The following is a 22,907-nucleotide window of genomic DNA, read 5'->3' on the forward strand; positions in this document are numbered from 1 at the left end:
GGCGCGGTGTCGGATGCGTCGGCGACGGCCGTGCGGAGCTCGGTCGAGAGCAGGTCGGTGTCGAAGGCCTGCGACTGCACGTCGTTCATCTGCAGGAGCGTCTCGCCCTGCCGGTCGGTGCGGAGCATCGCGTACTCGGTCGACGTGCGGCTCGCGATGAGCCCCGTGACGGCGTCGAGCGCCCGGTCCTGGAGCGCATCCACCTCACCGCTCGTGAGCGTGGCCGTGACCGCCTCGTCGAAGATCTGCTGCATCTCGCCCGAGGCGCGCACGGCCTCGACGAGCGCCTCGTCGCGGCGCGTCTCGAAGAGGTTCTGCCCGACCGAGAGCGACATGTAGCCGAAGACGCCGACGAGCGCGAGCGTCGAGAGCGCCATGCTCGCCGCGACGACGCGCCACTGCAGCGAGCGCCGCAGCGAGCGCGTCACCCCCTCCCAGATCGGGCGGCGTCGCGCGGCCATGGCCTAGCCGGTGGGGGCGCCGGCGCGGTAGCCGACCCCGCGCACGGTCGTGACGACCACCGGGTTGTCGACGTCGCGCTCGACCTTGGAGCGCAGCCGCTGCACGTGCACGTTCACGAGCCGCGTGTCGGCCTTGTAGTGGTACCCCCACACCTGCTCGAGCAGCATCTCGCGCGAGAAGACCTGGTTGGGCTTCTGCGCGAGCGTGACGAGCAGCTCGAACTCGAGCGGCGTGAGCGCGATCGCCTCGCCGCCGCGCGTGACGCGGTGGCCCTCGACGTCGATCTCGAGGTCGGCGACCCTGAGCACGCCGCCGTCCTCCTGCCGCGGGGCGCGCAGCCGCGTGCGCACGCGCGCGACGAGCTCCTTCGGGTTGAAGGGCTTCACGACGTAGTCGTCGGCCCCCGACTCGAGGCCGAGCACGACGTCGGTCGGGTCGCCCTTCGCGGTGAGCATGATGATCGGCACGCCCGACTCCTCGCGGATCTCGGTGCAGATCTGGATGCCGTCCTTGCCCGGGAGCATGAGGTCGAGCAGCACGAGGTCGGGACGCGCCTCGCGGAAGCGCTCGACCGCATCCGTCCCGTCCGCGCAGTGCTCGAGGCGGTAGCCCTCGGTCTCGAGCACGATGCCGATCATCTCGGCGAGCGCGAGGTCGTCGTCGACGACGAGGATCGTCTGCTCAGCCATCGGCGCCCCTTCCGCCCGCGCGCTGCGGGCGCGGGTCTCGTCAGCGTAGCCGAGGCGGCCGGGGCTCCCGGTCGGCGCGACGGCTCAGTCCGCCGGCTTGTCCTCGTGGTCGATGTCGGCATGCTCTCCGCCCCTGTCGAATCTCAGCAGCCGGAGCGCGTTGGCGACGACGATGAGCGTGGATCCCTCGTGGATGAGCACGACCGCGCCGATGTTGAGTCCCAGGAACGTGGCCACGATGAGGAACGCGACGACCGCCAGGCTCGCGACGAGGTTCTGCCGTATGATCCGGCTGGCAGCACGGCTCAGACGCACGGCGAACGGCACGCGCCCGAGGTCGTCGCTCATGAGCGCGATGTCGCAGGTCTCGAGCGCGACCGTCGAGCCAGCCGCGCCCATCGCGATGCCGACGTCGGAGCGGGCCATCGCCGGGGCGTCGTTGACCCCGTCGCCGACCATCGCGATCGGGCGCCGCTGCTCCGCCAGGCGGGTGATCTGCGCGACCTTGTCCTCGGGCAGCAGCTCGCCGATCGCGGTGTCCACGCCGACCTCGCGGCCGACGGCGTCGGCGACGCGCTGGTTGTCCCCGGAGATCATGACGAGCTGCCCGACATCCATGCGGCGGAGCGCGCGGAGCACCGCAGCCGACTCCGCTCGCGACGCGTCCATCACGCCGACGAAGCCGAGGAACCGGTCGCCGCGGCGCGCGATCATCATGGTCTGCCCCGAGTCCCGCGCCTCGGCGAAGGCCGCTGCGAGCGCGGACGGCAGCTCGAGCCGCTGCTCGTCGAACATGCGGAGGTTGCCGACCTCGACGCTCTCGCCGTCGATCGTCGCGCGGATGCCCCGGCCGACGACGGCGTTGAGGTCCGTCGCGGCCAGCCGCTCGGCGTCGGGCACGCGGCCGGTCAGGTCGCGCACGATCGCGGTGGCGAGGGGGTGGTCGCTGAGCGCCTCCACCGCCACGAGCGTCGCGATCAGCTCAGCCTCGCTCGCGTCCTCCGCGGCGGTGACGGAGGTCACCCGCGGCGCGCCCCAGGTCAGCGTGCCGGTCTTGTCGAAGGCCATCGCCTGGACCCGTCCGAGCGTCTCGAGCGGACCTCCGCCCTTCACGAGCACACCAGCCCGTGCGGCGCGCGCCACGCCAGCGAGCACGGCCGCGGGCGTGGCGATCGCGAGCGCGCACGGGCTCGCGGCGACCAGCACGGTCATCGCGAGGTAGAACGCGTCCGCGAACGACTGCCCGAACACCGACATCGACACCAGCAGCGTCGCCGCGACACCCAGGATCACCGCGGGCACGTACCAGCGCTGGAACCGGTCGATGAACTGCTGCGTCGGCGACGCGGCCTGATCCGCGGTGCGCACGAGCTCGACGACCTTGCTCAGCGTCGAGTCCGCCGCGATGGCCGTGACCTCGATCTCGAGCACTCCGGCACCGTTGACCGTGCCGGCGAACACCCGGTTGGCCGCCGGCAGCGTGGCGGCGGTGCGCATCGCGCGCTCGGGGTCGAGCACGGGCTCCTTCTCCACCGGGATCGACTCGCCCGTGACCGCCGACTGGTCGACGACGGACACGCCCGCGACGACGAATCCGTCCGACGGGATGCGCGAGTTCGGGCGGACGACGACGATGTCGCCGACGACGATCTCCTCCACCGGCACCTCCACCGGCTCCCCGCCGTCGCGGCGCACCAGGGCATTGCGCGGGGCGAGCTCGGCGAGCGCCTCGATGGACTTGCTGGCACGGCTGAGCGCGTACTCCTCGAGCGCGTGCCCGAGGCTGAACAGGAACAGCAGCACCGCACCCTCGCCCCACCGGCCGATCAGCGCCGCTCCGAGCGCCGCGACGAGCATGAGGAAGTCGACCTCGAACCTGCCGCGCAGCGTCGACGAGATCGCGTTGCGGACGGTGAAGAAGCCGCCGAAGAAGTACGTGGCGAGGAAGAACGCGAGCGGGATGCCGAGGAGCGGCAGACCGATGGCATACTCGGCGATCATCCCCGCGGCGTACGTCACCCCGGACGCGATCGCGAACCAGAGCTCCCAGCGACCGGATCCGTGGGCATGGCCCTGCGGCGCTTCGGTCGGAGCGGTCATCGACTCGGATCGACTCATGCGCCAACCATACATCACAACATCATGATATGTTGCGGATTCGGGCGCTGCTCGCGCGCCGGAGCACAATGGGCATCATGCTGGACGAGACGCCCCTGCCCGATGCGAGTCCCTTGTCGGCAGCGGACGCCGAGCGGCTCGCGGACATCATGCGGGCGCTCGCGTCGCCGGTCCGACTCCGGATCCTGAGCGGGCTGCGCGCGCGCCTCAGCACGGTGACCGAGCTCAGCGCGCAGCTGCAGGTCGGCCAGACGACCGTGTCGAACCACTTGCGGCTGCTGCGGCACCTCAGCCTGGTCGCCGGGAGTCGCGAGGGCCGACACATCCACTACGCGCTGTTCGACGACCACGTCGTCGACCTGCTCGACGAAGCGATCCGCCACCTCGAGCACCTGCCGCGAGCGTAGCTCGGCGCGTGTGGCGCCCGCTCAGGCCTCGAGCGCCTCGTGCGCCTCGAGCCACTGCTCCTCGAGCTGCTCGATGCGCTCGTCGACCGCCGCGAGCTCGGCCTGCAGCGCCGCGAGCGCGTCGAAGTCGGCGTGGTCGGCGCTCTCGAAGCGCTGCAGCACCCGCTCGCGATCGCTCGACGCCTTCGCGAGCCGGCGGTCGAGGCTCGCGGCCTCCTTCTCCATCGCGCGGCGCTCGGCGCCCGAGAGCGCCGGAGCGTCGGATGCGTCGGCATCGGCGGGCGCGGTCGACCCCGACCGCCCGACGGAGCCCTTCCCCGATCGCTCGAGGTACGCATCCACCCCGCCCGGCATGTGCACGAGCCGCCCGTCGAGCACGGCGTACTGGTGGTCGGTGACGCGCTCGATGAGGTAGCGGTCGTGGCTCACGACGATGAGGCAGCCGGCCCACGAGTCGAGCACGTCCTCCATCGCGGCGAGCATGTCGGTGTCGAGGTCGTTCGTGGGCTCGTCGAGGATGAGCACGTTCGGCTCGTCGAGCAGGATGAGCAGCAGCTGCAGGCGGCGCCGCTGGCCGCCCGAGAGGTCCTTCACGAGGGTCGAGAGCTCGCCCGAGCGGAATCCCAGCCGCTCGAGCAGCTGCCCGGGCGTGAGCTCCTTGCCGCCCGAGGCGTAGCTCGACTTCAACCGGCCGACGACGGTGCGCACCGGGTCGTCCTCGTGCTGCTCGAGCTCGGCGAGCTCTTGCGTGAGCTCGGCGATCTTCACCGTCTTGCCGGTCTTGACGCGACCGGCGGTGGGGCGGATGCGTCCCGCGATGAGGGCGAGCAGGGTCGACTTCCCGGCGCCGTTGCGGCCGAGCACGCCCGCGCGCTCGCCGGGCGCGATGCGCCACGTGACGTCGTCGAGGACCGTGCGGCCGCCGAGCTCGACCGAGGCGTCCTCGATGTCGACGACGTCCTTCCCGAGCCGGGTCGCCGCGAGCTGCGCGAGCTGGATCGGGTCGCGCGCGGGCGGCTCGTCCTCGATGAGCTGCGTCGCCGCCTCGATGCGGAACTTCGGCTTCGCGGTGCGGGCGGGCGCGCCGCGGCGCAGCCACGCGAGCTCCTTCTTCATGAGGTTCTGGCGCTTCGCCTCGCTCGCGGCGGCCATCCGGTCGCGCTCGACGCGCTGCAGCACGTAGGCCGCGTAGCCGCCCTCGAACGGCTCCACGACCTGGTCGTGCACCTCCCACGTGCCCGTGCACACCGCATCCAGGAACCACCGGTCGTGCGTGACGGCGACGAACGCGCCGCGGCCGGTCGCGTAGCGGGCGTTCAGGTGGTCGGCGAGCCAGGCGATGCCCTGCACGTCGAGGTGGTTGGTGGGCTCGTCGAGGAACAGCACGTCCCAGTCGCCTGCGAGCAGCTGCGCGAGGGCGACGCGGCGGCGCTGGCCGCCCGAGAGGTCGCCGATGCGCGCGTGCCAGTCGAGGTCGCCGACGAGGCCGGCGAGAGCATCGCGGATGCGCGCGTCGCCCGCCCACTCGTGCTCGGGCCGGTCGCCGACGACGGCCTGGGCGATCGTGCCCTCGGGGTCGAGCGTGTCGCGCTGGTCGAGCACGCCGACCTGCAGGCCGCCGCGGCGCGTGACGCGGCCGCTCGTCGGCTCGAGGCTGCCCGCGAGCACGCGCAGCAGCGTCGACTTGCCGTCGCCGTTGCGGCCGACGATGCCGATGCGGTCGCCGTCCTCGAGGCCGAGCGAGATCGACTCGAACACGGTGCGGGTCGGGAACGCGACGCCGACGCGCTCGGCGCCCAGGAGATGTGCCATATCCCCTCCATCATCCCGCACGCCGCGCTTCGGTGCCCGCCGACCGGGGCGGTCGCGCCCGAGCGGGGTCGGCGCGCCGTGCCCGCTCGGGCGCAGCCGCCCCGGTGAGTACGAGGCGGGCGGCAGGCGGATGCGTCGGGTCAGTCGATGAGGCGCGCGCCGGGCACCGGCCCGGTCACCTTGAGCGCGAGCACCTGCGAGGCCGAGAGCGTCACCTGCAGCTCGATCGCCGACTCGAGGCTGTCGCACAGGAACGCGACCGTCGGCCCCGAGCCCGAGACGATGCCCGCGAGCGCGCCGGAGCGCTCGCCGAGCTCGAGCGTGCCGGCGAGGCGGGGCATGAGCCGCAGCGCGGGTGCCTGCAGGTCGTTCTGCAGCACCTCGGCGAGCATCGACGCGTCGCCCGCCCGGAGCGCCTGCAGCACGCGCGCATCCACCGTCGGCACGTCGTGCGCGGGCGCGATGTCGGCGGCGTGCAGCGCCCGGTGCTCGTCGAGGGCGCGGTAGACGTCGGGCGTCGAGAGCCCCGCGTCGGCGATGGCGAGCACCCAGTGGAACTGCCCGCGCGCGAGCGCGGGCGTGAGCTGGTCGCCGCGGCCGGTGCCGACCGCGGTGCCGCCGGCGAGCGCGAACGGCACGTCGGCGCCGAGCTCGCGCGCGATCTCGACGAGCGCGTCGCGGCCGAGGTGCAGCCCCCACAGCTCGTCGCACGCGACGAGCGTCGCGGCCGCGTCGGCGCTGCCGCCGCCCATGCCGCCCGCGATCGGCACGTGCTTCTCGATCGAGAGCGCGACGCCGCCCGAGACGCGCCCGCGGCGCGCGAGCGCCATGGCCGCGCGGATCGCGAGGTTGTCGGCGCCGGTCGAGAGCTGGTCGTGCGGGATGGGGCCCGAGAAGCGCACCGAGAAGTCGCTCGCCTCGCTCGCCTCGACGATCTCGTAGAGGCTCACCGCCTGGTAGGCGGTCGCGACGTCGTGGTAGCCGTCGTCCTGGATCGCGCCCACGCCCAGGTGCACGTTGATCTTGCCGGGCGCCTTCGCCCGCACCGTGCTCCTGCCCATCACGCGTTCCAACCTAGTGCGCTCGAGGGGGCGCTTCCTGCGCGCCCGCAGGAGCCCTACGCTCGCCGCATGGCGCACCCGCGCACCTTCGACGACGACGACCCGCTGCTCGCGCGGCTGCGGGAGATCGCGCTCGCGCTGCCGGGGGCGCAGGAGAAGCTCTCGCACGGCCGGCCGGCCTTCTACACGCAGAAGGTCTTCGCCTACTTCGGCGGCTCGACGCGCGAGGAGTACGCCGCGGGGTTCCGCCCACCGCGCGTGTCGGTGCTGCTCGAGCCCGACGAGCGGCTCGCGATGCTCGCGGAGGGCGCGGTCGAGCCCGCGTACCTCGGCCCCTACGGATGGGTCGCGGTCGACCTCGACGGCGCCGACTGGACGCGCGTGGCCGAGCTCGTCGACGCCTCGTTCCGCGTCACGGCGCCGAAGCGCCTCGTCGCGGAGCTCGACGCCCGCGGCTGACGCGCGCGCCTCATCCGAACTGCGGCGCAGGCAGCCGCCGCGGATGGGCACGGACCCGATCTCGGCAGCGGGACCCGAGATCTCGGGTCCCGCCGCCGAAGCGGGGTCCGGCTCGGATCGCGGCACAGCGCCGGGCGCGCGGGCGTCGGCGGCGGAGCTCCGGCCGCGCGCGCCGACGGCGCAGCGCGCGGGCGCCCGCGCCTAGCGCGCGGGGCCGGCCTCGGCGATGCGGATGAAGTCGTCGAGCGCGAGCGCCTCGCCGCGCAGCGTCGGCTCCACCCCGGCGCGCTCGAGCACCTCGGTCGCGGCGGCTGGCGAGCCGAAGACGCCCGAGAGCGCTTGCCGCAGCATCTTCCGCCGCTGCCCGAACGCGCCGTCGATCACGGCGAACGTCGCGCGCCGCAGCTCCTCCGAGCCGCGCGCGGGCCCGCGCCGGAACCCGACGAGCACGCTGTCGACGTTCGGCACCGGCCAGAAGATCTGCCGCGAGACGTCGCCCTCGAGCGCCCACGGCCCCCACCACGCGACCTTCGCCGAGGGCGAGCCGTAGGTCTTCGAGCCCGGCTTCGCGGCGAGCCGGTGGCCGACCTCGGCCTGCACCATCACGAGCGCGCGGTCGATCGTCGGGAACCGCTCGAGCAGGTGGATGAGCACGGGCACCGACACGTTGTAGGGCAGGTTCGCGACGATCGCCTCGGGCGCGAACGGCAGCGACTCGATCGTGAGCGCGTCGTGGTGCACGACCTCGAGGCGCGCATCCGGCTGCTTGCGCCCGACGGTCTCGGGCAGCAGCTCGGCGAGCCGCGGGTCGATCTCGACCGCGGCGACCCGGGCGCCCGCCTCCGTGAGGCCGAGCGTGAGCGAGCCGAGCCCCGGCCCGACCTCCACGACGTCGCGACCGGCGACATCCGCCGTCCGCACGATCCGGCGCACGGTGTTCGCGTCGACGACGAAGTTCTGCCCCCACCGCTTCGTCGGCGTCAGGTCGAGCCGCGCGGCGAGCGAGCGGATCTCCGCCGCCCCGAGCAGCGCGTCGGCGCTCCCCCGGCCCTGCGCCGCCGCATCGCTCGACCGCTGGGGCGTCTCCTCCGTGCTCACGCGTCGAGCCTATGCCGAGGAGCGCGACTGCCGTCGCCGAGCGGCATGCGGCAGGATGCCAGGCAGGGACGCGCGACACGACGCGCGTCGCGGCCGAGGGAGACCGCCATGGCAAGCAGAGCAGGGTTCCGGATGCGTCGGGGCGCGCGAGCGCGCGCGCTCGCCGCCGTCGCGCTCACCGGGGTCGCGGCGCTGCTCGCCGCGTGCAGCAGCACGGCGCCCGGGCAGTCGACCGCCCCGAGCGCGCCCTCGACCGATGACGCCGGCGCGGGCGCAGCCCCGGTCGCGATCGAGCCCGAGCTGCTCGCGAGCGGCGGGCTCTTCGAGCGCGTCTCCGCCGACGGGGTCGCGGTGCTGTGGTCGGAGCCCGGCGAATCGCTCGCGGTCGTGATCGGCGGCTCGGGCGGCGGGGGCGGCTGCATCCCGCAGCCGAACGCCGCCGAGCTCGACGACGGCGCCGTCACGATCGCCTTCGACCCGCCCGACCCGGCGATGATGTGCACGGCCGACTTCGCGCTGCACGGCTGGACGCTCGGCCTCCCGGAGCCGGTCGACGCCGCGGCGCCGCTCGACGTGCAGCTGACGGATCTGCAGGGCGACGGCGAGACGCGGGAGGTGCGCGTCGAGCCCGACGACGTGCTGACCGCCCCAGCCGACCCCCAGCCGTCGCTCATCGACGACGAGCCGGGCGCGACCGCGCCGACGCCGATCCCCGAGGATCAGCTGCCGGACGCCGACGCGGTCATCCCCCCGGGCACCCTCCCGCAGGTCGCGGTCAAGTGGCTCGAGCCGGGCGCCTCGCTCGCCGTCATGACGATCGGCTCTGTCGTCGCCCCGGTCTGCAACGCGACGCCGGTGGGGGCGACGGTCACGGGCCCCGGCGCGATCGAGGTCGCGTTCGAGCTCCCGACCGGCGACATGGACTGCCCCGCCGACGGCGGGCTCTACGGCTGGGAGTTCCCGCTCCCCGAGCGCATCCCGGCCGCGCTCGGCGTCGAGGTGACCGTCACGGGCACGATGCGCGACGGCAGCGAGGCCGTCATCGCCCTCGCACCGGAGGACGTGCTCGGGCAGCCCTGACCAGGCCGCTCAGGCCCAGCTGCCGTAGGCGCGCAGCGTGTTCTCCGCCGTCTCGGCCGCGAGCTCGTCGGCGTCGATGCCGAGCCGCTCCGCCATCGCGCGCACGGTGAGCGGCGTGAGGTAGGGGCTGTTCGGGCGCCCGCGGAACGGCGCGGGCGTCAGGAACGGCGCATCCGTCTCGACGAGGATCCGGCTGCGGTCGGCGACCTCGAGCGCCGCGTGCAGGTTCTTCGCGTTCGAGAACGTGACGGTGCCGGCGAACGAGAGGTACCAGCCGTGCTCCGCCGCGGTGCGCGCGAGCTCCGCGTCGCCCGAGAAGCAGTGGAAGACCGTCGTCTCGGGCGCCCCGACCCGTAGGAGCGTCTCGACGACCGCGTCGTGCGCGTCGCGATCGTGGATCTGCAGCGCGATGCCGTGCCGCTTCGCGATCTCGATGTGCGCCTCGAACGACTCGTGCTGCGCGCGCCGGCCGTCCTCGCCGGTGCGGAAGAAGTCGAGGCCCGTCTCGCCGACCGCCCGCACGCGCGGCTCGGCCGCGAGCCGAGCGATGACCGCGAGCGCCTCGTCGAGCGTGCCCGCCTCGGCGTAGCCGGGCGCCTCGTTCGGGTGGATCGCGACGGCCGCGAGCACGCGGGCGTCCTGCCGCGCGAGCGCGGCCGACCACTCCGACGACTCGACGTCACCGCCCACCTGGATGACGCCCGCGACCCCGGCCCGGCCCGCCGCATCCAGCGCCTTCCAGTACGGGAAGTCGTCGCCGTCCTTGATCTCGAGGTGCGTGTGGTTGTCGTAGATGGGCACGCCGAGCGGCTCGGGCACGTCGGGGCGCGTCATGTCGCGCTTGCCGTCGTCGAACCGCTCGCGGATGTACTCGCCGCCCGGCAGCACCGTCTCGCCGGGGGTCTCCGGCACGTCGAGGGGCGCGGTTCCGTCGTGGTCGGCAGGCATGCTCCCAGCCTACGAGGGGCGGAGCAGAGCGAATGCTTGGGGGACGTCCAGGCGGCTCCAGGGCGCCCTTGCCACCGTGGTGGACGCTCGACCAGGTTTGGAGGACCCACGGCATGCGCCTTCGACTCGCACTGCCCGTCACGATCGCAGCGAGCCTCGCGACCGCGGGGTGCGCCTCGAGCGGCCAGGGAGCCGCGAGCGAGAGCGCCGTCGGCTACGCCGCGCGCCCGGATGCGTCGACGTCGTCGAGCGCGCAGGGGCCGTCGGCGGTCGTCGCCCAGGCGATCGAAGCGGTGCGGGAGGCGTCGCCCGAGGCGCTCAACGCGGGCGAGCCCGGAGTCCCGCTCGAGAGCGGCGCATCGCTCGACGACGTGCTGCGGCTCGGGGCGGTCGCCGTCTGGATCGAGGAGCCGACCATGTTCGCGGTGTCGGTGCCCGCGGCGCAGGACTGCTGGCCGAGCGCCGGGGAGCCGGTCGCGAGCGGCGACTCCGCCCTCGTCGTCGCGTTCCTGCAGGGCGACGCGTGCGCGACGCCGACCGCGGCGCGCACGTACCGGCTCGAGGTCCCCGAGGAGGTCGACGCCGACGCCGGGCTCGACCTCGCCGTCGTCGGCCTCGGCGAGGAGTTCGCGCTGCGCCTGCCCGCCTCGTAGCGCCTCAGTGCGCGAGGTGCGCGAGCAGCTCGTCGAGCCGCTCGAAGCCCTCGTCCATCCCGCCGTCGAGCCTCGACTCGACCATGGCGTCGCACGCCGCCCGCGAGGCGAACGTCGAGGTGATCTCGAGCGCGCAGCGGCCGCCGGGCAGCTCGCGCAGCTCGAGCACCTCGAGCGTCGGGTGCCCGGGCTCCTGCTGGAGCTCCCACGTGTGCACGATCCGGCCCTCGACGACCTCGTGGTACGAGCCCCAGAAGCGCCACTCGCCGCCGGCCTCCACCGTGTAGTCGAAGCGGCCGCCGGTGTGCGCCTCGAAGCGGTCGATGCGCAGCCGCGAGCCGCGCGGGCCCATCCACTGCGCGAAGAGCTCCGCCGTCGTGTGCGCGCGCTGCACGTGCTCGGGGCTCGCGTCGAACTCGCGCCCGTGCACGATCGACTGCTCGCCGACGCGCTCGTGGGTCGTCTCCGCCATGGCCGAGACCCTACGCCTACGCCGCCGGCGTCGCCTGCTCGATCCGCGGGAACAGCGGCGGCACCGTCGTCACGCGGCCCGTGCCGCGCCACTCGTGCGCCTGCCGGATCGGCTGCTCGAGCACCTCGCCCTCGCCGCCGACCGCTGCCCACAGCGCCTGCGCGCTCGCGGGCATGATCGGGGCGAGCAGGATCGCGGCCGCGCCGATGCCGTGCACGTTCGAGGCGAGCACCTGCGCGAGCCGGTCGCGCTGCGCCTCGTCCTTCGCGAGCACCCAGGGCGCCTGCTCGGTGATGTAGCCGTTGAGCCGCTCGACGATCGACATCGCGGCGTCGACCGCCTGGTCGATCGCGAAGCGGTCGATCGCGCTGTCGGCCCGACCCACCGCATCCGTCACGAGCGACTGGATCTCGTCGTCCGGCGCGACGTCGGGCACGACGCCGTCGCAGTACTTGTGCACCATCGCGATGACGCGCGAGGCGAGGTTGCCGAGGCCGTTCGCGAGCTCCGAGTGGTAGCGCGCGTCGAGGTCCTCCCACGAGAAGGAGCCGTCGGAGCCGAACGCGATCGCCGACGAGAAGTAGTAGCGGAAGGCGTCGACGCCGAAGACGTCGGTGATCTGCCGCGGCTCGATGCCGGTCGCCTTCGACTTCGACATCTTCTCGCCGCCGACGAGCAGCCAGCCGTGGCCGAAGACGTGCTCCGAGATCTCGAGCCCTGCGGCCATCTGCATCGCGGGCCAGATGACGGCGTGGAAGCGCGCGATGTCCTTGCCCACGATGTGCACGGCGGGCCAGCGGCGCGCGAACTGCTCGTCGTCGACGCCGTAGCCGTTGGCGGTGATGTAGTTGAGCAGCGCCTCGAACCAGACGTAGACGACGTGGCTCTCGTCCCACGGCACCTTGATGCCCCAGTCGAACGTGTTGCGGCTGATCGAGAGGTCGGTGAGCCCCTGCTTGACGAACTGCCGCACCTCGTTGCGCACGTGCTCGGGCTGCACGTAGTCGGGCCGCTCGTCGTAGAGCGCGAGCAGCCGGTCGCCGAACTCCGAGAGCTTGAAGAAGTAGTTCGCCTCGCGCACGACCTCGATCGGGCGGGAGTGGATGGCGCACACGAGCTGGCCCTCGAACTCGCCCGTGCCCGGCACGAGGTCGTTCGCGGTCTTGTACTCCTCGCAGCCGACGCAGTACTGCCCCTCGAACTCGCCGTGGTAGATGTAGCCGGCCTCCTTGAGGCGCTCGAGGAAGATGCGCACGCCCGCCTTGTGGCGCTCCTCGGTCGTGCGGATGAAGTCGTCGTTCGCGATGTTGAGCAGCTCGAGCTGCGGCTTCCACGCGGTCTCGACGAGCCGATCCGTCCACTCCTGCGGGCTCACGCCGTTCGCGGCCGCGGTGCGCATGATCTTCTGCCCGTGCTCGTCGGTGCCGGTGAGCATCCACGTGTCGTCGCCGCGCATGCGGTGCCAGCGGGCGAGGACGTCGGTGGCGACCTCGTTGTAGGCGTGGCCGATGTGGGGTACGTCGTTGACGTAGTAGATCGGCGTCGTCACCGTGAAGCGCTCAGACATGGGGTCAAGTCTAGGAGCCGCCGGCTCCCCCGGCCGCCGGTCGCGGGCGCTCAGGCGGGCGGATTCGTCAGGGCGGCCTGGTAGAGGGCGTTCCGCGGGTGCCCGGTCGCCTCCGCGACCTCGGCAGCGGCATCCTTGAGCCGCATCCCGCCCTGCTTGAGGCGCAGCACCTGCTCGACCGCGGCATCGAGGTCGGCGAGCACGGGCGCCGCGCCCTCGACGACGATGACGATCTCGCCCTTCACGCCCGCGCGCGCCCAGTCGAGCAGCTCAGCCGCGGTGCCGCGGCGCACCTCCTCGAAGCGCTTCGTGAGCTCGCGCGCGACGGCGATGCGCCGGCCCGGCATCGCGCGGTCGATCGCCTCGACCGACTCGGCGAGCCGGTGCGGCGCCTCGAACAGCACGACGGTGCGCTCCTCGCGCGCGATCGCCGCGAGCATGCGGTCGCGCTCCCCCGCCTTCCGCGGCAGGAAGCCGTCGAACGCGAAGCGGTCGGTCGGCAGCCCCGAGAGCGCGAGCGCCGTGAGCACCGCGGACGGGCCGGGCAGGCACGTCACCTCGACGCCCGCCTCGACCGCGGCCTGCACGAGCCGGAAGCCGGGGTCGCTCACGGTCGGCATGCCGGCGTCGGTCAGCACGAGCACGTCGCCCTCGCGAGCGCGGTCGACGAGCGCGGGCGAGGCCGCCTCCTCGTTGTGCTCGTGGAGCGCGACGAGCTGCGGCTGCGCCTCGATGCCGAGGGCGCGGAGCAGCTGACGGGTCGTGCGGGTGTCCTCGGCGGCGATGACCGGCACGGTGGCGAGCGCCTCGCGCAGCCGCCCGCTCGCATCGCCGAGGTTGCCGATGGGCGTCGCCCCGAGGATGATCACCCGGCCAGGCTAGCCCGCGCGCGCTCTGCCGCCCGCTGGGCCGCTCCGCCGCCGCAAGCGGCAGAGCGTGTCGCAGCGCGCACGGCGGCGGCCATCGGCGGCGATGCGACAATCGGGCGTGTGACCCTGCCCCGCACCGCCGACGACGCCGACGGCGTCGGCGACCGCGACGACGCCGAGGCGGTGGCCGAGCCCGCGCTCGCGCGCCGCTCCGGCCGAGCGCGCGGGCGGCTCACCTCCGCGTACACGGCCGTCGAGCGGCGCCTGCTCGAGCCGCGCATCCGTCGCCGTCTCGAGATCGGCGCGCCGGTCGCGATCCTCGCGCTCGCCGCGATCGTGCGGCTCACGAACCTCGGGCACCCGGGCGTGCTCGTCTTCGACGAGACCTACTACGTCAAGGAGGGCTGGTCGACCTGGCAGCTCGGCTACGAGGGCGAGTGGGTCGAGGGCAGCGACGAGCGCTTCGAGGCGGGCGACCCGGGCGGTCTCACTGACGAGCCCGACTACGTCGTGCACCCGCCGCTCGGCAAGTGGATCATCGGCATGGCGATGGCCGTGTTCGGCATGGCCGACCCGTTCTGGTGGCGGCTGCCGAGCGCGCTCGCGGGCATCGCGGTCGTCGGCCTGACCTACGCGGTCGCGCGCGGGCTGCTGCGCTCGGTCGCGTTCGCGAGCCTCGCGGGCTTCCTCGTCGCGATCGACGGGCTCGCGATCGTCATGAGCCGCACGGCGCTCCTCGATGGCGTGCTCGCGATGTTCGTGCTCGCGGGCGCGGGAGCGCTGCTGCTCGACCGGCGCGGCTCCCCCGCGCGCACCGTGCGCGCCCTCGCCGACCGGCCGCAGCGCATCCTGGCCGCCTTCTGGAACCGGCCGTGGATCATCGTCGCGGGCGTGCTGCTCGGCGCCGCGTGCGCGACGAAGTGGTCGGGTGCCGCGTTCCTGGCCGCGTTCGGGCTGTGGACGGTGCTCATGGATGCGCTCGACCGGCGCCGCGCGGGCTACCGCTCGCCGTGGCTCGGCACCCTGCTCTCGCAAGCGCCCGCGAGCTTCGTGCTGCTGTGCGGGCCGGCGCTCGTCGTCTACGTCGCGAGCTACGCGGGCTGGTTCGACGGCGGCTGGGGCTCGCAGCTCATGCTCGAGCGCGCCGACCTGCGCTGGGGCGGGCTGCTCGCGTGGGTGCCGCTCGGCCTGCAGTCGCTCTGGCAGTACCACGTCCAGCAGTTCGGCTTCCACGTCGGCCTCACGAACGACCACAGCTACCAGTCGCCGGCCTTCGAGTGGTTCTACCTCGGCCGGCCGACAGGCTTCGAGATGGTCTCGGGCTCCGAGGGCACGTGGTGGGTCACCGCGCTGCCGAACCTGCTCATCTGGTACGGCTCGGTCGTCGCGCTCGGCGTGCTGCTGTTCCACTTCGGCCGCTCGCTCGACCGCCGCGCGGGCTTCCTGCTCGTCGCCGTCGCGGCCGGCTACGTGCCGTGGCTGCTCGTGCCCGAGCGCACGATCTTCTTCTTCTACGCGATCGTCATGCTGCCGTTCATGGTCATCGGCCTCGCCTCCGCGCTGCAGCTGCTCGTCGGGCCGAGGAGGCTGACGGCGGATGCGTCCACTGGGCTCGAGGCGGACGTCGCCGCCGCCGTCCCGCCTCCCGCTCGCGTCGACGACGGCGCAGAGCGGCGCGCGGCGGGCTGGTCGGTCGTCGCCGTGATCGTGGTCGTGGCGATCGCCGTCTCGCTGTGGTTCATGCCCGTCTGGTACGGCATCCAGCTGGAGTCGGACCTCATCCGGCTGCGCTACTGGCCGCCGATGTGGCCGGGCCGCTGAGCGCTCAGTAGCGCTCGGGCAGCTCGCAGACGAACGCCTCGCAGCGGTAGGCGCCGGGCTCCGTCTTGCCCTCGAAGAGCGAGAAGCCTGCGGCCGCGAGCTCGGCCGCCTGCTCGGGCGAGGCGAGCACCGCGCCGGGCTCGCGCCGATGCTCGACCGGCGGGTCGCCGATGAGCACCGTCGTGCGCGGCGGCTCGGCGAGCAGCGCCGCGACGCGCAAGGTGGCGGCGCCGGCGAGCGGGTTGCGCATCGCGAGGCTCGCGTCGAGCACGCGCTGCGCGTGCTCGAGGTGCGCCGCGTCGCCCGTGAGCGCGTAGAGCTGCTGCAGCGCGCCTGCGAGCGCCGAGCGGCCGGAGGGGGCGTCGCCGTCGGAGTCGGGGCCGCGCTCGAGCGCCGGGCCCTGGCCAGTCGGCGCCGTGGGATCGGGCGCTGCGGCGAGGATCGCGCGCGCGGCGATCGCCCAGCGCGCCTCACCGGTCGCGGCGGTGAGCGCGAGGAGCCCCGAGGCGAGGCAGCCGGCGTCCGCGGCCGTCGCCGCGGCGCTCGAGGCCCGGCCGCCGAGGCTCGCGTGCACGAGCGCGGCGGGATCGGCCGCGTGGTGCTCGAGCAGGAAGTCGGCCGCGCCGCGGGCGAGCTCGAGCGCGCGCTCGTCTCGGTCGCGGAGCGCCCGGATCGCGAGCGCCTCGATCGCGAGGCCGTTCGCCGCGGTGACGACGAGCCGGTCGAGCGGTGGCCGCTCGACACCCGGCGCATCCGGATCGGCCGCGAGGTGCCAGCCGCCCTCGACGCGCTCGCCGTCGACGGTCGACTCCGCGTCCTCCGCGATCGCGAACGCGCCGCCGGGGAGCCGCAGCACGTCGCCGAGGAAGCCGACGATGCCCGCCGCGACGGTCTCGCGGCCCAGCAGCGTCGCGGCGTGCAGCAGCTGCGCGTTGTCGACGAGCATCCGCTCGAAGTGCGGCACCGTCCAGTCGCGCTGCGTCGCGTAGCGGAAGAAGCCGCCGTCGCGGCCGCGCAGGCTCGAGTAGCCGCCCGCCGCGACCACCTCGTCGTCGCCCGCGGCCGCGTCGAGCAGCCGCTCCGCGAGCCCCGGCGCGAGCGCGGCCGTGCGCGGCTCGGCGAGCGCCACGATGAGCCCGGGCTGCGGGAACTTCTGCCCCTCGCCGAGGCCGCCGTGCCACGAGTCCTCGACGGACTCGACCGAAGCCAGGGCCGCGCGCGCCTCCTCGCCGCTCGGCGCGTCGCCGCCACCCCCGCGCGCCGCGTCGCGGAGCGCCTCCTGCACGCGCGTCGCGGTCGCGAGCACCGCTTCCGACTGCTCGCGGTAGGCCTGCCCGATCGCGGTCAGCAGCTCGCCGAAGCCGGGCACGCCCTGCCTGCTCGTGGGCGGGAAGTAGGTGCCGGCGAAGAACGGCAGCCCGTCCGGGGTGAGGAAGACGCTCAACGGCCAGCCGAGGTTGCGCGTGAAGGCGCTCGCGGCGCCCATGAGCGCGTCGTCGACGTCGGGCCGCTCCTCGCGGTCGACCTTGATGGCGACGAAGCCCTCGCGCAGCCGCTGCCCGATCTCGGGGTCGGCGAACGACTCCCGCGCCATGACGTGGCACCAGTGGCACGTCGCGTAGCCGACCGAGGCGAACACCGGCACGCCGCGCTCGTGCGCCTCGGCGAACGCCTCCTCGCCCCACTCGCGCCAGTCGACGGGGTTGTCGGCGTGCAGCCGCAAGTAGTCGCTCGCCGCGTGCGCGAGCCGGTTGTCGACGGGGCGCTCCATGCGCGGGACGCTACTCCGCGAGGCTGGGCGCCGCGTGCTCGAGCGAGCGCCGGCGGCCCGCGCGACGACCGCCCGCCGCGGCTCACCATCGGCCGCGCCGGATCATGCGGTGCCAGTTGCGGCACGGCTGCGTCGAGCCGCGCCGCACGCCGAGGCACGGCGGCATCGACTCGGGCGGCTCGGCCTCGAGCACGATCGTGCGCCCGTCGACCTCGATCTCGCGGCTCGTCGACCACAGGTGCCACGCAGGCTGCATCGCGTTGACAAGCACTTCGCAGTCGCAGTAGCCGCCAGCCGACTCGAGCCGTGCGAGCAGCGCCGTCGCGCGCGGTGCGACGAGGTCGCGGTAGCGCTCGGCGAAGCGCAGGTCGCCGTCGCAGCCGCTCCCCTCGAGCGCGCGGTCGAGGTAGCAGGCGATGCACTCGCCCGGCTGCGGCACGGCCCACTCCTCGAGCAGGCCGCGCAGGTAGGACTCCGCCTCGTCGGCGATCGATCGCTCCATGCGGCGCAGGGTCGCAGGATCCGCGCCCGGCGCGAGCGACGCATCCGCCGCCCTGTGGAGAGCGAGGCATGCGAGGCTCGAGGCATGCAGCCCCACGCCCTCGACGAGACCAGCATCGTGCCCGTCGCGATCGAGCACCCGACCGTGCCGCACGTCGACGCGATCGTCGAGGTGCCGCGCGACCCGTGGGCGAGCCTCGTGCTCATGCACGGCGCGGGCGGCTCGGCGACGAGCCCGTGGATGGTCGGCGCCGCGCGGGGCCTCGTCGCCGCCGGCGTCGCGGTCGCCCGCGCGAGCTTCCCCAACGCGCAGGCCGGCAAGCGACAGCCGGAGCGCGAGCCGAGCGCGATCGCCACGTGGCTCACGGTGATGGATGCGGTGGCACCGCTCCTGCCGCACGACCCTGGGCGGGCGGCAAGTCGTTCGGCGGCCGCATGGCGGCCGCCGCGGTCGCGGGCGGCATGCCGGCGGCGGGGCTCCTCTACCTCGGCTACCCGCTGCACTCGCCCGGCAAGCCGGAGCGGCTCAAGGACGCGCACCTCGACGCGATCGCGCTGCCCCAGCGGTTCCTGCAGGGCACGAACGACCCGTTCCAGTCGGGCGATCTGCTCGACCGGCTCGTCGAGCGCCTCCCGGACGCGCGCGTCGACTGGGTCGCGGGCGGCGACCACTCGTTCCTCGTCGCGAAGGGCGACCGCGACCAGGAGCGGGTCGCCGAGGCGCTCGGTCCGCGCATCGCCGCGCTGCTGCGCTGAGCGCTCAACCCGCGCGGGCGCCCCGCGGCCCCCTGCACGCGCAACGCGGAACGGACCCGTTCTCGGCAGCGGGACCCGAGATCCGGGGTCCGCGTGCCGAGAACGGGTCCGGAGAGGACGACCGCCCGAGCGAGCGCTAGTTCGCGTCGGCGGGGTCGGCCGAGACGCGGCCGGCCGCACCCTGGTCGAGCGCGTCGATCGCGGCGATGTCGTCGGCCGAGAGCGTCACCTCGGCGGCAGCCAGGTTCTCGGCCATGCGCTCGGGGCGGTTCGACTTCGGGAAGACGATGCGGCCGGCGGCGAGGTGCCACGCGAGCGTGACCTGCGCCCACGAGACGCCGAGGCGCTCGGCGATCTCGCCGATGACCGTCGCCGAGTAGTCGACCTTGCCCTGGCCGAGCGGTCCCCACGCCTCGATCTTGATGTCGTGCTCGGCGGCGAGGGCCGTCGCGGCGCGCTGCTGGAACTGCGGGTGCAGCTCGATCTGGTCGACGGCCGGCACGATCCCCGTCTCGAGCACGCCGGGCAGGAAGCGCTCGTCGAAGTTCGAGACGCCGATCGAGGTCGTGAGGCCCTCCGAGCGCAGCTCGGCGAAGGTCTCCCACGTCTCGACGACGCTGCCGTTGGGGGGCGCGGGCCAGTGGATCAGGTAGAGGTCGACGTGGTCGAGCCCGAGCTTCTCGAGGCTCTCGCCCATCGCGGCGCGCGTCTCGGCGGCGCCGCGGCGGTCGTTCCAGAGCTTCGTCGTGATGAAGAGCTCGTCGCGCGGGATGCCGGAGCGTGCGATCGCGCGGCCCACGCCCTCCTCGTTGCGGTAGATCGCCGCAGTGTCGATGTGGCGGTAGCCGGCCTCGAGCGCCTCGGTGACGATGCGCTCGGTCTCGGCCGGGTCGACCTTGAAGACGCCGAACCCGAGCTGCGGGATCGAGCGGCCGTCGTTGAGCTGCAGGGTGGGGATGGTCGTGGTCACTCGGTCTCCTCGATGGTGGACGTGTCCTCCGGCAGCGCCTCGGCGTCGATGCCCGGCACATGCCGTTCGTCGACGCCGACGTACTCCGAGAGGGGGCGGATGAGCGCGTTGTTCGCGCGCTGCTCGATGATGTGTGCGGTCCAGCCCGTCACGCGCGCCGCGACGAACAGCGGCGTGAAGATCGGCACGTCGAACCCGATGAGCGCGTACGCCGGCCCCGACGGGAAGTCGAGGTTCGGCTTGATGGGCTTGCGGTCGGCCATCGCCTGCTCGAGCGCGCGGTAGATCTCGAGCATGTCGGGCCGGTCGTAGTGCTCGACGAGCCGCTCGAGCGCGGCGCGCATCGTCGGCACGCGCGAGTCGCCGTTCTTGTAGACGCGGTGCCCGAAGCCCATGATCTTGCGCTTCTCGTCGAGCGCCGACTGCAGCCACGCATCCGCGCGATCGGCCGAGCCGACCTCCTCGAAGACCTGCATGACGGCCTCGTTCGCGCCGCCGTGCAGGTGCCCCTTGAGCGCGCCGATCGCGCCGGTCACGGCGGAGTAGAGGTCGGCGAGCGTCGAGGTGATGACGCGGGCGGTGAAGGTGGATGCGTTGAACGAGTGCTCGGCGTAGAGCACCATCGACTGGTTGAACGCCTCGACGACGACCGGGTCGGCCTCCTCGCCGAACGACATCCAGAGGAAGTTCGCGGCGTAGTCGAGGTCGTCGCGCGGCTCGACGAGCTCCTGGCCGTTGCGGCGGCGCTGCTCGTAGCTGACGATCGCGGGCAGCACGGCGAAGAGCCGGAAGGCCTTCTCGAGGTCGGCGGATGCGTCCTCCGTCGTCGGGTCGTTGGCGCCGACGATGCTCACGGCCGTGCGCACGACGTCCATGGGGTGCGCGGTCGTGGGGAGCGCATCCATGACCTTCTTGACGTTCTCGGGGAGGGCCCGGTGCTCGCGCTCCTTCGCGCGCAGCGCGGCGAGCTGCTCATCGGTCGGCAGGTCGCCGTGCCACAGCAGGTGCGCGACGGCTTCGAAGGGCTGGGTGAGCGCGAGCTCCTGCACGGGGTAGCCGCGGTAGAGCAGCGAGTTCGTGTCGGGATTGACCTTCGAGATCTCGGTGGTGTCGGCGATGACGCCCGCGAGGCCCTTCTTGATGTCGGCCATGGTGCTCCTAGGTCGAGGGGCGGGGAACCGCCTCCGACTCTAGGGCACCGCTCCTCGGAACTCGTTCGCTCGACGAACGAGCCTGAGGGCTGGCCGGATCACGATCCGGCATCGATCGCGCTCTCGAACGAGGAAGGCTCAGCATCGCGGGGTAGCGTCCCGGAGGCCGTTCGCGGCCGGACGAGACCGAGACCGCAACGATCGAGACGAGCTGCGCATGACCGACACCGCTCCGCCCTCCTCCGACCAGCACCGCCGCATCCCGGTGCGTCGCGTCATCCGCGAGGTGACCGAACCCGGGCTCGTGCATCCCGCGCTCATCCCCGGGATCGGCGTGGAGCGCACGGGCAGGGTGTTCGGCACGAACTGGGCGGTCTTCGCGGTCGCCGGGGCCTTCGTTGCTGCCGTGATCATCTGGGGCATCGTCGACCCGGCCGGCGTCCAGTCTGTCGGCTCGGCGTCGCTCGCCTGGGTCACCTCGCGCTTCGGCTGGCTGTTCGGGGCGCTCACGATCGCGGTCACCGTGTTCATGCTCTTCGTCGGCTACGGCCGCACGGGCGGCGTGCGCCTGGGCGCCGACGACGAGGAGCCCGAGTTCTCGACCGTCTCGTGGATCGCGATGCTGTTCTCCGCCGGCATCGGCATCGGCCTGCTCTTCTACGGCCCCCTCGAGCCGCTCACCTTCTTCCTCGCGCCGCCGCACGGCTTCGACGCCGAGCCCGGCTCGGTCGACGCGATGCACTCGGCACTCGCGCAGACCGTGCTGCACTGGGGACCGATGGCGTGGGCCTACTACGCGCTCGTCGGCGGCGCGATCGCCTACGCGGCCTACCGCCGCGGTCGCTCGCCGCTCATCTCGGCGATCTTCACCCCGATCTTCGGGCAGCGCACCGAGGGCTGGGCCGGCCAGCTCGTCGACATCTTCGCGATCATCGTGACCCTCGGCGGCACGGCGATCTCGCTCGGCATCGGCGCGCTGCAGATCGGTCGCGGCGTCGAGGTCGTCGCCGGCGTCGGCGAGGTCGGCAACGGCTTCATCCTCGCCACGATCGCGGTGCTGACGGCCCTGTTCGTCATCTCGGCCGTCTCGGGCATCAAGCGCGGCATCCGGGCGCTCTCCAACGTCAACATGGTGGTCGCGGGAGTGCTCGGCCTCTTCGTCTTCGTCACGGGGCCGACGCTGCTGCTGCTCAACCTGCTGCCCTCGGTGACGGTCGCGTTCTTCGAGGAGCTCGGCACGATGCTCTCGCGCAACCCCTCGCAGGGCGAGGACGCGGCCGCGTTCCTCTCGGCGTGGACCACCTACTACTGGGCGTGGTGGGTGTCATGGACGCCGTTCGTCGGCATGTTCATCGCCAAGATCTCCCGGGGGCGCACGCTGCGCGAGTTCGTGACGGTCGTCGTGGTCGTGCCCTCGGTCGTCTGCCTCACCTGGTTCACGATCGTCGGCGGCACCTCGATGGCGATGGAGGCCGACGGCCTCGGGATCAGCGAGGCGGGCTCGGCCGAGGCGATGCTCTTCGCGGTGCTCGGCAACCTGCCGCTCGGCATCGTCACGTCGATCCTCGCGCTGCTGTCGATCGTCATCTTCTTCGTCACCTCCGCCGACTCGGCGTCGATCGTCATGGCGTCGATGAGCCAGGGCGGCAAGCCCGAGCCGAGCCGCTGGGTCACGGTCGTCTGGGGCGTGCTGCTCGGTGCGACCGCGGCCACGCTGCTCGTCGCCGGCGGCGAGCAGGCGCTCAGCGGCCTGCAGTCGCTCATGGTCGTGACCGCCCTGCCGTTCGCCTTCGTCGTGATCGGCATCATGATCGCGCTCGCGAAGGACCTGCGCTCGGACCCCTACATGCTGCGCCGGAAGTACGCGAAGGCGGCGATCGCCCAGGGCGTGCGGCTCGGCATCGAGGAGCACGGCGACGACTTCGTCTTCGGCTCGAGCCAGGTGCACGCCGACGACGGCGCGGGCGCGTGGCTCGACACCGACGACCCCTCGCTCACCGATTGGTACACCGACGCGACGACGGGGCCGATCGACGCACTCAGCGTGCAGCGCACGCTCGACCCCGGCCACATCCAGCCGAAGGGACCGGAGCGTCCCGACCACAGCGCCTCGGGCGACAGCGCCCTCGCGGCGGGCGGTGCGCGCTCGGAGCGGAGCACGGATGCGGAGCCGCCGCCCGCGCGGTAACCAGCCGCACGGTACGAGTGGGTCCGAGGTGCCTCACTGAGAAGTGAGCGCGAG

Annotated in this window: 20 protein-coding genes and 2 pseudogenes; 8 read left to right on the plus strand and 14 right to left on the minus strand. The window is 73.4% G+C overall.

Annotation, left to right across the window (positions count from 1 at the left end):
- The 3 genes and pseudogenes from L332_RS0114510 to L332_RS16400 form a co-directional block, all read right to left on the minus strand.
- Nucleotides 1-461, minus strand: a pseudogene (locus L332_RS0114510) (hypothetical protein); the annotation flags it as partial.
- 3 nt (nt 462-464) lie between these two features.
- Nucleotides 465-1,151 carry an MtrAB system response regulator MtrA gene (mtrA, locus tag L332_RS16395; protein WP_021009304.1) on the minus strand — a complete coding sequence of 229 codons (687 nt, stop codon included), beginning with the start codon at nt 1,149-1,151 and terminating at the stop codon, nt 465-467.
- A gap of 84 nt (nt 1,152-1,235) precedes the next feature.
- Complete coding sequence (locus tag L332_RS16400) at nt 1,236-3,269, minus strand: heavy metal translocating P-type ATPase (protein WP_021064823.1); 2,034 nt, start codon at nt 3,267-3,269, stop codon at nt 1,236-1,238.
- Nucleotides 3,270-3,346: 77 nt separating this feature from the next.
- Here L332_RS16400 and L332_RS16405 point away from each other — a divergent pair, with 77 nt between their 5' ends.
- Nucleotides 3,347-3,676 (plus strand): ArsR/SmtB family transcription factor, encoded by a 330-nt coding sequence (locus tag L332_RS16405; protein WP_235045046.1) that lies wholly within the window; start codon nt 3,347-3,349, stop codon nt 3,674-3,676.
- A gap of 21 nt (nt 3,677-3,697) precedes the next feature.
- Here L332_RS16405 and L332_RS16410 read toward each other — a convergent pair whose 3' ends face one another.
- Entirely contained in the window at nt 3,698-5,488 is a 1,791-nt protein-coding gene (locus tag L332_RS16410; RefSeq protein WP_021009306.1) for an ABC-F family ATP-binding cassette domain-containing protein, read from the minus strand.
- Between the two features lie 140 nt (nt 5,489-5,628).
- Entirely contained in the window at nt 5,629-6,549 is a 921-nt protein-coding gene (locus L332_RS16415) for a 4-(cytidine 5'-diphospho)-2-C-methyl-D-erythritol kinase (protein ID WP_021009307.1), read from the minus strand.
- Nucleotides 6,550-6,618: 69 nt separating this feature from the next.
- On the opposite strand from L332_RS16415, the gene L332_RS16420 reads away from it, so the two are divergent.
- Nucleotides 6,619-7,008 carry an MmcQ/YjbR family DNA-binding protein gene (locus tag L332_RS16420; RefSeq protein WP_021009308.1) on the plus strand — a complete coding sequence of 130 codons (390 nt, stop codon included), beginning with the start codon at nt 6,619-6,621 and terminating at the stop codon, nt 7,006-7,008.
- 201 nt (nt 7,009-7,209) lie between these two features.
- Here the strand turns inward: L332_RS16420 and rsmA are convergent, their stop codons facing one another.
- Nucleotides 7,210-8,037 (minus strand): 16S rRNA (adenine(1518)-N(6)/adenine(1519)-N(6))-dimethyltransferase RsmA, encoded by an 828-nt coding sequence (gene rsmA / locus L332_RS16425; RefSeq protein WP_031223152.1) that lies wholly within the window; start codon nt 8,035-8,037, stop codon nt 7,210-7,212.
- 177 nt (nt 8,038-8,214) lie between these two features.
- On the opposite strand from rsmA, the gene L332_RS16430 reads away from it, so the two are divergent.
- Nucleotides 8,215-9,186: a hypothetical protein gene (locus L332_RS16430; RefSeq protein ID WP_144060968.1), complete on the plus strand. Its 972-nt coding sequence runs from the start codon at nt 8,215-8,217 to the stop codon at nt 9,184-9,186.
- A gap of 9 nt (nt 9,187-9,195) precedes the next feature.
- On the opposite strand, the gene L332_RS16435 is transcribed toward L332_RS16430, so the two are convergent.
- Nucleotides 9,196-10,134, minus strand: coding sequence for a TatD family hydrolase (locus L332_RS16435; protein WP_021009312.1), 939 nt, complete (start codon nt 10,132-10,134; stop codon nt 9,196-9,198).
- Between the two features lie 113 nt (nt 10,135-10,247).
- Here L332_RS16435 and L332_RS16440 point away from each other — a divergent pair, with 113 nt between their 5' ends.
- Nucleotides 10,248-10,787 (plus strand): hypothetical protein, encoded by a 540-nt coding sequence (locus tag L332_RS16440; protein ID WP_021009313.1) that lies wholly within the window; start codon nt 10,248-10,250, stop codon nt 10,785-10,787.
- A 4-nt stretch (nt 10,788-10,791) separates the two neighbouring features.
- On the opposite strand, the gene L332_RS16445 is transcribed toward L332_RS16440, so the two are convergent.
- The 3 genes from L332_RS16445 to rsmI are packed head-to-tail and all read right to left on the minus strand — an operon-like array spanning nt 10,792 to nt 13,695.
- The gene (locus L332_RS16445) at nt 10,792-11,259 is read right to left on the minus strand and encodes an SRPBCC domain-containing protein (protein WP_021009314.1); all 468 of its coding nucleotides are present in this window, start codon (nt 11,257-11,259) and stop codon (nt 10,792-10,794) included.
- A 16-nt stretch (nt 11,260-11,275) separates the two neighbouring features.
- Entirely contained in the window at nt 11,276-12,826 is a 1,551-nt protein-coding gene (gene metG / locus L332_RS16450; RefSeq protein WP_021009315.1) for a methionine--tRNA ligase, read from the minus strand.
- 50 nt (nt 12,827-12,876) lie between these two features.
- A complete protein-coding gene (rsmI, locus tag L332_RS16455; RefSeq protein ID WP_021009316.1) occupies nt 12,877-13,695 on the minus strand; it encodes a 16S rRNA (cytidine(1402)-2'-O)-methyltransferase in 819 nt (272 codons plus the stop codon).
- Between the two features lie 120 nt (nt 13,696-13,815).
- On the opposite strand from rsmI, the gene L332_RS16460 reads away from it, so the two are divergent.
- Nucleotides 13,816-15,516: a dolichyl-phosphate-mannose--protein mannosyltransferase gene (locus L332_RS16460; RefSeq protein WP_021009317.1), complete on the plus strand. Its 1,701-nt coding sequence runs from the start codon at nt 13,816-13,818 to the stop codon at nt 15,514-15,516.
- 4 nt (nt 15,517-15,520) lie between these two features.
- On the opposite strand, the gene L332_RS16465 is transcribed toward L332_RS16460, so the two are convergent.
- Together L332_RS16465 and L332_RS0114515 are read right to left on the minus strand one after the other, a co-directional pair.
- Complete coding sequence (locus tag L332_RS16465; protein ID WP_021009318.1) at nt 15,521-17,287, minus strand: thioredoxin domain-containing protein; 1,767 nt, start codon at nt 17,285-17,287, stop codon at nt 15,521-15,523.
- A gap of 82 nt (nt 17,288-17,369) precedes the next feature.
- Nucleotides 17,370-17,999, minus strand: coding sequence for a DUF2695 domain-containing protein (locus L332_RS0114515; protein WP_021064825.1), 630 nt, complete (start codon nt 17,997-17,999; stop codon nt 17,370-17,372).
- A gap of 30 nt (nt 18,000-18,029) precedes the next feature.
- Here L332_RS0114515 and L332_RS30950 point away from each other — a divergent pair.
- Together L332_RS30950 and L332_RS29165 are read left to right on the plus strand one after the other, a co-directional pair.
- A pseudogene (locus L332_RS30950) lies at nt 18,030-18,110 on the plus strand (hypothetical protein); the annotation flags it as partial.
- A gap of 35 nt (nt 18,111-18,145) precedes the next feature.
- The gene (locus L332_RS29165; RefSeq protein ID WP_144060970.1) at nt 18,146-18,544 is read left to right on the plus strand and encodes an alpha/beta family hydrolase; all 399 of its coding nucleotides are present in this window, start codon (nt 18,146-18,148) and stop codon (nt 18,542-18,544) included.
- 136 nt (nt 18,545-18,680) lie between these two features.
- Here L332_RS29165 and L332_RS16475 read toward each other — a convergent pair whose 3' ends face one another.
- Together L332_RS16475 and L332_RS16480 are read right to left on the minus strand one after the other, a co-directional pair.
- The gene (locus L332_RS16475) at nt 18,681-19,514 is read right to left on the minus strand and encodes an aldo/keto reductase (protein WP_021009320.1); all 834 of its coding nucleotides are present in this window, start codon (nt 19,512-19,514) and stop codon (nt 18,681-18,683) included.
- Nucleotides 19,511-20,665 (minus strand): bifunctional 2-methylcitrate synthase/citrate synthase, encoded by a 1,155-nt coding sequence (locus L332_RS16480; RefSeq protein WP_021009321.1) that lies wholly within the window; start codon nt 20,663-20,665, stop codon nt 19,511-19,513. Before L332_RS16480 ends, L332_RS16475 begins: the two co-directional genes overlap by 4 nt.
- A 217-nt stretch (nt 20,666-20,882) precedes the next feature.
- Here L332_RS16480 and L332_RS16485 point away from each other — a divergent pair, with 217 nt between their 5' ends.
- A complete protein-coding gene (locus L332_RS16485) occupies nt 20,883-22,853 on the plus strand; it encodes a BCCT family transporter (RefSeq protein ID WP_021009322.1) in 1,971 nt (656 codons plus the stop codon).
- Nucleotides 22,854-22,907: the final 54 nt, after the last annotated feature.

Source organism: Agrococcus pavilionensis RW1 (assembly GCF_000400485.1).
In the GTDB taxonomy this organism is placed as follows: Bacteria; Actinomycetota; Actinomycetes; order Actinomycetales; family Microbacteriaceae; genus Agrococcus; species Agrococcus pavilionensis.

Excerpts from the sequence above, each read along its gene's own strand:
- mtrA (WP_021009304.1), bottom strand. The coding sequence starts at position 1,151 with ATGGCTGAGCAGACGATCCTCGTCGTCGACGACGACCTCGCGCTCGCC.
- L332_RS16400 (WP_021064823.1), bottom strand. The coding sequence starts at position 3,269 with ATGAGTCGATCCGAGTCGATGACCGCTCCGACCGAAGCGCCGCAGGGC.
- L332_RS16405 (WP_235045046.1), top strand. The coding sequence starts at position 3,347 with ATGCTGGACGAGACGCCCCTGCCCGATGCGAGTCCCTTGTCGGCAGCG.
- L332_RS16410 (WP_021009306.1), bottom strand. The coding sequence starts at position 5,488 with ATGGCACATCTCCTGGGCGCCGAGCGCGTCGGCGTCGCGTTCCCGACC.
- L332_RS16415 (WP_021009307.1), bottom strand. The coding sequence starts at position 6,549 with ATGGGCAGGAGCACGGTGCGGGCGAAGGCGCCCGGCAAGATCAACGTG.
- L332_RS16420 (WP_021009308.1), top strand. The coding sequence starts at position 6,619 with ATGGCGCACCCGCGCACCTTCGACGACGACGACCCGCTGCTCGCGCGG.
- L332_RS16430 (WP_144060968.1), top strand. The coding sequence starts at position 8,215 with ATGGCAAGCAGAGCAGGGTTCCGGATGCGTCGGGGCGCGCGAGCGCGC.
- L332_RS16435 (WP_021009312.1), bottom strand. The coding sequence starts at position 10,134 with ATGCCTGCCGACCACGACGGAACCGCGCCCCTCGACGTGCCGGAGACC.
- L332_RS16440 (WP_021009313.1), top strand. The coding sequence starts at position 10,248 with ATGCGCCTTCGACTCGCACTGCCCGTCACGATCGCAGCGAGCCTCGCG.
- L332_RS16445 (WP_021009314.1), bottom strand. The coding sequence starts at position 11,259 with ATGGCGGAGACGACCCACGAGCGCGTCGGCGAGCAGTCGATCGTGCAC.
- metG (WP_021009315.1), bottom strand. The coding sequence starts at position 12,826 with ATGTCTGAGCGCTTCACGGTGACGACGCCGATCTACTACGTCAACGAC.
- L332_RS16465 (WP_021009318.1), bottom strand. The coding sequence starts at position 17,287 with ATGGAGCGCCCCGTCGACAACCGGCTCGCGCACGCGGCGAGCGACTAC.
- L332_RS16480 (WP_021009321.1), bottom strand. The coding sequence starts at position 20,665 with ATGGCCGACATCAAGAAGGGCCTCGCGGGCGTCATCGCCGACACCACC.
- L332_RS16485 (WP_021009322.1), top strand. The coding sequence starts at position 20,883 with ATGACCGACACCGCTCCGCCCTCCTCCGACCAGCACCGCCGCATCCCG.